This window comes from Desertihabitans aurantiacus (assembly GCF_003344635.1).
Taxonomy (GTDB): domain Bacteria; phylum Actinomycetota; class Actinomycetes; order Propionibacteriales; family Propionibacteriaceae; genus Desertihabitans; species Desertihabitans aurantiacus.
On sequence record NZ_QPKK01000202.1, the window covers coordinates 1 to 7194 of the forward strand.

The window sequence follows — 7194 nt, forward strand, 5'->3', positions numbered from 1 at the left end:
CGGTGCGCCGCCAGCACCCGCCACTGCACCGCCGGCCCGACGCGGTGCGGCACGAAGGCGCACACCCCGCCCTCGTGCACCACCGCGGCCCCGGCCTCCAGCGCGGCCTGGTTGAGCTGGACCGGCCCGCGGAGCACCCCGAGCGCCCCCGGCCGGGGCAGCGCCAGCAGCCAGGAGCCCGGCGCCAGCAGCTGGACGGCGCGCAGCGCGTCGAGCAGGTCGGTGGCCCGCAGGGGGTCGAGCCCGAGCAGGCCCTCGGCGTCGACCACGTGGTGGGCGACGTCGCCGTGGGCGATCTGGGAGGCCGCGACCTCGGCGCTCAGCGGGGTGTGCTGGAGGGTGTTGAGGTGGGTGGCCAGAGCGATCGCGGCGAGACGCGGCATCGGGCCACTGTAGGCGAACGACCCGGCCCGGGAGCCGCTGCCGATCTTGTAGGTTCGTGCCCATGGCGGCAGTGGCGGACCTGGCAGGCGTGACGATCCGGCGTGGCACGGCCACCCTGGTCGACGACATCACCTGGACCGTGGACGAGGCCGACCGGTGGGTGGTGATCGGCCCGAACGGGGCCGGCAAGACGACCTTGCTGCAGGTGCTGGCGGCCCAGCTGCACCCCACCGCCGGGGTGGCGGAGATCCTCGGGGAGCTGCTCGGGATGGTGGACGTCTTCGAGCTGCGGCCGCGGATCGGCGTCACCTCCGCCGTGCTGGCCGAGCGGGTGCCGCGCTCGGAGAGCGTGCACGACGTGGTGGTCTCGGCCTCCTACGCCGTGCTCGGGCGCTGGCGGGAGGAGTACGACGCCCTCGACCACGAGCGCGCCGACGAGCTGCTGACCCAGCTGCGGGTCGGCCACCTGGCCGAGCGCACCTTCGGCACGCTGAGCGAGGGCGAGCGCAAGCGGGTGCAGATCGCCCGGGCGCTGATGACCGACCCCGAGCTGCTGCTGCTGGACGAGCCGGCCGCCGGTCTCGACCTCACCGGGCGGGAGTCGCTGGTGCGCACGCTGAGCGAGCTGACCTCGAGCCCGACGGCGCCGGCCACCGTGATGGTCACCCACCACGTCGAGGAGATCCCGGCCGGGATCACCCACGCCCTGCTGCTCAAGCACGGCCGGGTGGTGGCGGCCGGTCCGCTGGCCGAGACCCTGACCGAGCAGGCGATGAGCGAGACCTTCGAGATCGACCTCGTGCTGCGCCAGGAGCGTGGCCGCTGGTCGGCGACGGCCCGCTGATGCCGGTCAACCTCAACGACTTCCTCGGCGACCACCCCTGGTTGCTGTGGCTGGCGCTGGCCGCGCTGGTCGCCGCCGCCCGGCTGGTGGTGGCGGACCGACGGCTGCTGCCGGTGGCGGCCGCGGTCGCGCTGGTCGCCGTCGTCGCCGCGCTCTGGCCGGCCGGCTGGTGGCTGCAGCTGCTCGTCGCGCTGGTGCTGGCGGGCGTGGCGGTGTGGTGGGCACGTCCGCGCGCCGGCCGTCCCGCCTGAGTCGCCGATGGCCCGACTGGTCCCCGTCGACGACCCCGCGGACGAGCGGCTGGCCGACTACGTCCGGCTCCGCGACGTGTCGCTGCGCCGGCACCTGGAGACCGAGCAGGGGCTGTTCATCGCCGAGGGGGAGAAGGTCATCCGCCGGGCGCTGGAGGCCGGCTACCGTCCCCGTTCCTTCCTGCTCGCCGAGCGCTGGCTGGCGGGGCTGGCCGACCTGCTGGCCGACCACCCCGACGTCGAGGTGTACGTCGTCGGCGAGGCGCTCGCCGAGCAGGTCACCGGCTTCCACGTGCACCGCGGGGCGCTGGCCTCGCTGCACCGCCAGCAGCGCCACACCGTGGCCGACCTGCTGGCGCTGCGCCGGCTGGTGGTCTGCGAGGACGTCGTCGACCACACCAACGTCGGCGCCATCCTGCGCAGCGCCGCGGGGCTCGGCTTCGACGGCTGCCTGCTCGCGCCCCGGGCCGCCGACCCGCTGTACCGGCGCTCGGTCAAGGTGAGCATGGGCGCGGTGTTCTCGCTGCCCTGGGCCCGGCTGGAGGACTGGGCCGAGGCGGTGCCGACGCTGCGGGCGGCCGGGTTCTGGACGGTCGCGCTCGCGCTCTCCGAGGACGCCCGCGACCTGTCCGAGGTGGCTGCCGAGGCCGCCGCCGACCCGGGGCGGCGGGTCGCCCTGCTGCTGGGCACCGAGGGCGACGGGCTGTCGCGGCGCTGGGTCGAGCAGGCCGACGTGGTGGCGCGGATCCCGATGGCGCGCGGCATCGACTCGCTCAACGTGGCGGCCGCGGCGGCGGTGGCCTGCTACGCCTTCGGCCCGTCCGCCTGACCGTCCGCCCGGCCGTCGGACCGCCCGTCACGAAGGTTGTTCCGGGCCGGCACCCGCCGTTCACCGGGGTCGGTCCCGCCGTTCACCGGGAGCGGTCTACAGTGCGTGCGGTCGCGCGACCGCACCACTGGTGACGCGGCCTCCGAGGAGGCGAGGCGACCCCCGGGTCGCAGGGAGAGAGACAGCGATGGAACGACGGATCGGGCTCGGGCTGCGCCAGCCGGCGGCCCTGCTGCTGGCCGGCACGGTGCTGGCCGCGCTGACGGCCTGCGGCGGCGGTGCGGCCGCGCCGGAGGGTGAGGGAGCGCCGGCCGACGGCGGGCCGCTGGTGGTCTACACGAACTCCAACTCCGACGGCCGCGGCGAGTGGGTGACCGAGCAGGCCGCCGAGGCCGGGTTCGACATCGAGATCGTCGGGCTCGGCGGGGCCGACCTGACCAACCGGATCATCGCCGAGGTCAACAACCCGGTCGGTGACGTGGTCTACGGCCTCAACACCATGTACTTCGAGCAGCTCAAGGCCGAGCAGGCGATCACCGCCCACGAGCCCACCTGGTCCGGGGAGGTGCCGCAGGAGGCCGGCGACCCGGTCGACGGCGCCTACTGGCCGCTGGTCGACCAGGCCATCGTCATGGCCTACGACAGCGCGCGGGTCACCGACGTGCCGACCGACGTCAGCCAGCTGTGGAGCGACCCCCGGTTCCAGGGCCGCTACGAGGTCAACACCTCCCTCGGCCAGGCCACCCCGCAGCTGGTGGTCGCCGGCATCCTGGCGCCCTACACCGATGAGCAGGGCCAGGTCTCCGACGAGGGCTGGGCCGCGGTCGAGGCCTACTTCGCCAACGGCAACCCCGCCGTGGAGGGCACCGACCTCTACGCCCGCTTCGACCGGGCCGAGGTCGACTACGGCGTGATCCCCAGCGGCAGCGTGTTCTCCCGGGACGAGGAGTACGGCACGCAGACCGCCGTCGTCCCGTCGGCCTCCGGAGTGCCCTACGTCACCGAGCAGATCGGCATCATCGCCGGTACCGACCAGGAGCAGCGCGCCGCGGAGTTCATCGACTGGTTCGGCAGCGCGGAGGTGCAGGGCGCCTTCGCCCAGGAGTTCGACGCGATGCCGGTCAACGAGGTCGCCGCCGAGCAGGCCAACCCCGAGGTCGTCGAGCTGGTCGGCTCGGTCCAGCGCGCCGACATCGACTACGCCGTGGTGCGCGAGCACATCGGCGAGTGGGTCGAGCGGATCGAGCTGGAGTACCTGCCCTGACCCGCCCCGACGGCGGCCGGACGCCCATTCCGGCCGCCGTTCCCCGTCCCAGGAGGACCGATGATCCGGTTCGACGCGCTGCGCGTCGCCTACGACGACTCCGTCGCCCTGCACGGGCTCGACCTGGAGGTGGCCGAGGGCGAGTTCTTCACCCTGCTCGGCCCGTCCGGCTGCGGCAAGACCACCGCGCTGCGGGCGCTGGCCGGGTTCGTCCAGCCCACCAGCGGCCGGGTGCACGTGGACGGCCGCGACGTCACCGACGTCCCCAGCGAGCGGCGCGGCGTCGGCATGGTCTTCCAGAGCTACGCGCTGTTCCCCAGCATGACGGTGGCCGAGAACATCGCCTTCGGGCTGTCGGTGCAGCGGGTCGCCAGGGCCGAGCAGCGCGAACGCGTCGACCGGGTCGCCGAGCAGGTCGGGCTGCGTCCCGAGCAGCTGCGGCGCGGCGTCGCCGAGCTGTCGGGCGGGCAGCAGCAGCGGGTGGCGATCGCCCGTGCGCTGGTGCTGCGGCCACGGATCCTGCTGCTGGACGAGCCGCTGTCCAACCTGGACGCCAAGCTGCGGGTGCAGCTGCGCGGGGAGCTGCAACGGCTGCAGCGCGAGGTCGGCATCACCACCGTCTACGTCACCCACGACCAGGAGGAGGCGCTGGCCCTCAGCGACCGGATCGCGGTGCTGTCGGAGGGACGGCTGGCCCAGGTCGGCACCCCGCGCGAGGTCTACGAGCAGCCGGCGACCGCGCAGGTGTGCGACTTCGTCGGCGAGGCGACCCGGCTCACCGACGCCCAGCGCCGGCTGCTGGCCGGGCTGGACGGTGACGGGCTTGCTGGAGACGGGGAGGTCTGGGTGCGCCCGGAGCACGTCCGGCTCGCCGTCGACGGCGGCGCCCCGGCGGTGGTGCGCACGCTGGCCTACCGGGGCCCGTCCACCATGGTCGGGCTCGAGCTGGCCGGTGACCCGCTGCTGGCCGCGGTGCCCAGCGCGGCGGCGGTCGACCTCGCCCTCGGCGACCCGGTGACCGTCGGTCTGGACGCCCACCGCGTGCACCGGTTCGGGGCGGCGCGGTGAGCACCGACACCCTCACCCCGGTCCGGCCCGCCGGCCCGCGCCGGGTGCGCCGGGGCCGCGGCAGCACCCGGCGCGTGCTCGGCTCCCCGCTCGGTGTGGTCGTCCTGGTCGCCACGCTGTGGTTCGCCGCGGCCTTCCTCGTGCTGCCCAACGTCACCCTGCTGCAGGCCACCTTCGCCCCCGACGGCCGGCTCAGCCTCAGCGCCTTCGAGCGGCTGCTCTCCAGCGAGCGGGCGCTGCGCTCCCTCGGCCACAGCGTGCTGCTGGCGGCCACCCTGGCCGTGACGGTCAACGTGGTCGGGGTGTTCATCGTGCTGGTCACCGGCTGGTTCCGCGTCCGCGCCCGCCGGGTGCTGTGGCTGGGCTACGCCACCACCTTCGTCTACGGCGGAATCGTGCTGGCCGCCGGCTACAGCTTCATCTACGGCCGCTACGGGTTCGTCACCAACGCGCTGGCGCGGTGGTACCCCGACCTCGACCGCGACTGGTTCTCCGGGTTCGTCGCGGTGGTGCTGGTGATGACCTTCGCCACCACCACCAACCACATGCTCTTCCTCTCCGCCGCGCTCGCGGGTATCGACGCCCAGTCGGTCGAGGCCGCCCGGCTGATGGGCGCCTCGCCGACGACGGTGCTGCGCCGGGTGGTGCTGCCCAGCCTGCGGCCGATGATCTTCGCCGTCACGGTGCTGACCTTCCTCACCGGTCTCGGCGCGCTCACCGCCCCGCTGGTGCTGGGTGGGCGCGACTTCCAGACCGTCGCGCCGATGATCCTCACCTTCGCCCGCTCGGAGAGCTCACGCGACGTGGCCGCGCTGCTGGCGATCCTGCTCGGCCTGGCCACCATCGTCCTGCTCGCGCTGATGAACCGGGTCGAGCGCGGCGGCACCTACTTCGCGGTGGCCAAGGTCGCCACCCCGATCACCCCGCAGCCGTTCCGCACCCGCTGGGGCGCGGTGCTGGTGCAGGTGCTGGCCTGGCTGCTGTGGGTGGTCTACGTGGTGCCGGTGCTGTGCGCGGTGGTCTTCTCCTTCGTCGACCCGCGTGCGGTGATGGCTGGCTCGATCGGTCTGGGCGATCTCACCCTCGAGCACTGGGTGACGGTGCTCACCGACGCCGGCGCCCTCGCCCCGTTCGTGGTCTCGGTGGTCTACTCGGGGCTGGCCTCGGTGGTGGTCGTGCTCGCGATGGTGCTGGTCGCCCGGCTGCTGAGCCGCTGGCGCAGCTGGATGGCCTCGGCCCTGGAGTACGTGCTGCACCTGCCGTGGATCCTGCCCACCATCCTCATCGCCCTCGGTCTGGTGATGACCTTCGACCGGCCGCGGCTGCTGGTCGCCCAGCAGGTGCTCACCGGGACCGTGGTGCTGCTCGGGGTGGCCTACGTGGTGGTGAAGATCCCCTTCACGCTGCGGCTGCTCAAGGCCGCCTTCGCCGCCGTCCCGGACGAGGTCGACGACGCCGCCCGCATCCTCGGCGCCGGCCAGCTGACCACCGTCCGCCGGGTCGTGGTGCCGTTCATCGCGCCCACCATGGCGGCCGTCGCCGCGCTCAACTTCACCAGCCTGCTCGATGACTACGATGCCGCCGTGTTCCTCTACCACCCGCTCTTCGAGCCGCTGGGGATCGCGATCAAGCAGTCCACCGAGGGCGAGTCGGCGGTGCAGTCGATGGGGATCACCTTCGTCTACACGGTGCTGCTGATGGTGGTCCAGGGCCTGGTGCTGTGGGCGGTCTACCGCCGCCGGCCGGCGGGGACCGCCCGTGGCTGACCAGGGCGCCCTCGGGGTGCGGATCGAGGACGTCGCCCGGGCCGTCGGCGTCTCCCGCGCCACCGCCACCCGGGCGCTGCGCGGGCAGGGCCGGATCGCGGCCAGCACCCGCGAACGGGTGCAGCGGGCCGCCGAGCAGCTGGGCTACGTGCCCAACCTGATGGCCACCGAGCTGGCCTCGGGTGCCCGCGGCGGGGCGATCGGGCTGATGCTGCGTGACGCCGCCAACCCCGTCTACGGCCAGCTCTTCTCCTCCCTCGAGCTGGCCGCCGCCGCGGCCGGGCTGGAGCTGGTCACCGTCACCATCGGTGCCGACCCGGAGGGGGAGCGCCAGGTGCTGGCGCTGCGCCGGCTGCTCGGCATGCGGGTGGCCGGGCTGCTGGTCGCCACCGGCGGCGTGGACTCGGCCCGGCTCGAGCCGTTCGCCGCCGAGGTGCCGATGGTGCGGGTCGGACGTCCGGAGGCGAGCCCGCGGATCCACGCCGAGTCCTACGACGAGGAGTGGCACGGCCGGCTGCTGGCCGAGCGGGTGGTGGCGCTGGGTCACCGCGACGTGGTGCTGCTCGGCGCCTCGGCCGAGACCTCCTACGGCGAGCACCGGCGCGGGGACGACCTGGAGCGCGCCCTGTCCGGTGTGACGGTGCGGCGGCTGCGGACCGGGCCCGACCCGGCCGACGGGGTGCCGGCCGCCCTGGACGCGGTGGCCGCCGGCGCGACCGCGGTGCTGTGCACCTCCGACGTCCGCCAGCTGGCGGTGCTGCGCGGGCTGGCCGCCCGCAGGCTGGCCG

General features: G+C 74.3%; 7 protein-coding genes and 1 pseudogene. 7 read left to right on the forward strand and 1 reads right to left on the reverse strand.

Features of this window, described 5'->3' with window-relative positions; translation table 11 throughout:
- Positions 1–383 (reverse strand): annotated as a pseudogene (locus DVA66_RS14750) (hypothetical protein); the annotation flags it as partial.
- Between the two features lie 62 nt (positions 384–445).
- Here DVA66_RS14750 and DVA66_RS14755 point away from each other — a divergent pair.
- The 7 genes from DVA66_RS14755 to DVA66_RS14785 all read left to right on the forward strand — a co-directional run.
- Positions 446–1228 (forward strand): ABC transporter ATP-binding protein, encoded by a 783-nt coding sequence (locus DVA66_RS14755; RefSeq protein WP_114560770.1) that lies wholly within the window; start codon positions 446–448, stop codon positions 1226–1228.
- Positions 1228–1479, forward strand: coding sequence for a hypothetical protein (locus DVA66_RS14760; protein ID WP_114560771.1), 252 nt, complete (start codon positions 1228–1230; stop codon positions 1477–1479). Before DVA66_RS14755 ends, DVA66_RS14760 begins: the two co-directional genes overlap by 1 nt.
- A 7-nt stretch (positions 1480–1486) precedes the next feature.
- Positions 1487–2308 (forward strand): TrmH family RNA methyltransferase, encoded by an 822-nt coding sequence (locus DVA66_RS14765; protein ID WP_114560772.1) that lies wholly within the window; start codon positions 1487–1489, stop codon positions 2306–2308.
- Between the two features lie 187 nt (positions 2309–2495).
- Positions 2496–3572 carry an extracellular solute-binding protein gene (locus DVA66_RS14770; protein ID WP_114560773.1) on the forward strand — a complete coding sequence of 359 codons (1077 nt, stop codon included), beginning with the start codon at positions 2496–2498 and terminating at the stop codon, positions 3570–3572.
- A gap of 60 nt (positions 3573–3632) precedes the next feature.
- Positions 3633–4640: an ABC transporter ATP-binding protein gene (locus DVA66_RS14775; protein WP_114560774.1), complete on the forward strand. Its 1008-nt coding sequence runs from the start codon at positions 3633–3635 to the stop codon at positions 4638–4640.
- Positions 4637–6406, forward strand: coding sequence for an ABC transporter permease (locus DVA66_RS14780; RefSeq protein WP_198671791.1), 1770 nt, complete (start codon positions 4637–4639; stop codon positions 6404–6406). Before DVA66_RS14775 ends, DVA66_RS14780 begins: the two co-directional genes overlap by 4 nt.
- Positions 6399–7194 (forward strand): LacI family DNA-binding transcriptional regulator (locus tag DVA66_RS14785; protein ID WP_157974024.1); only part of this gene is annotated, 796 nt, incomplete at its 3' end. The genes DVA66_RS14780 and DVA66_RS14785, both read left to right, overlap by 8 nt.

Excerpts from the sequence above, each read along its gene's own strand:
- DVA66_RS14755 (WP_114560770.1), top strand. The coding sequence starts at position 446 with ATGGCGGCAGTGGCGGACCTGGCAGGCGTGACGATCCGGCGTGGCACG.
- DVA66_RS14760 (WP_114560771.1), top strand. The coding sequence starts at position 1,228 with ATGCCGGTCAACCTCAACGACTTCCTCGGCGACCACCCCTGGTTGCTG.
- DVA66_RS14765 (WP_114560772.1), top strand. The coding sequence starts at position 1,487 with ATGGCCCGACTGGTCCCCGTCGACGACCCCGCGGACGAGCGGCTGGCC.
- DVA66_RS14770 (WP_114560773.1), top strand. The coding sequence starts at position 2,496 with ATGGAACGACGGATCGGGCTCGGGCTGCGCCAGCCGGCGGCCCTGCTG.
- DVA66_RS14775 (WP_114560774.1), top strand. The coding sequence starts at position 3,633 with ATGATCCGGTTCGACGCGCTGCGCGTCGCCTACGACGACTCCGTCGCC.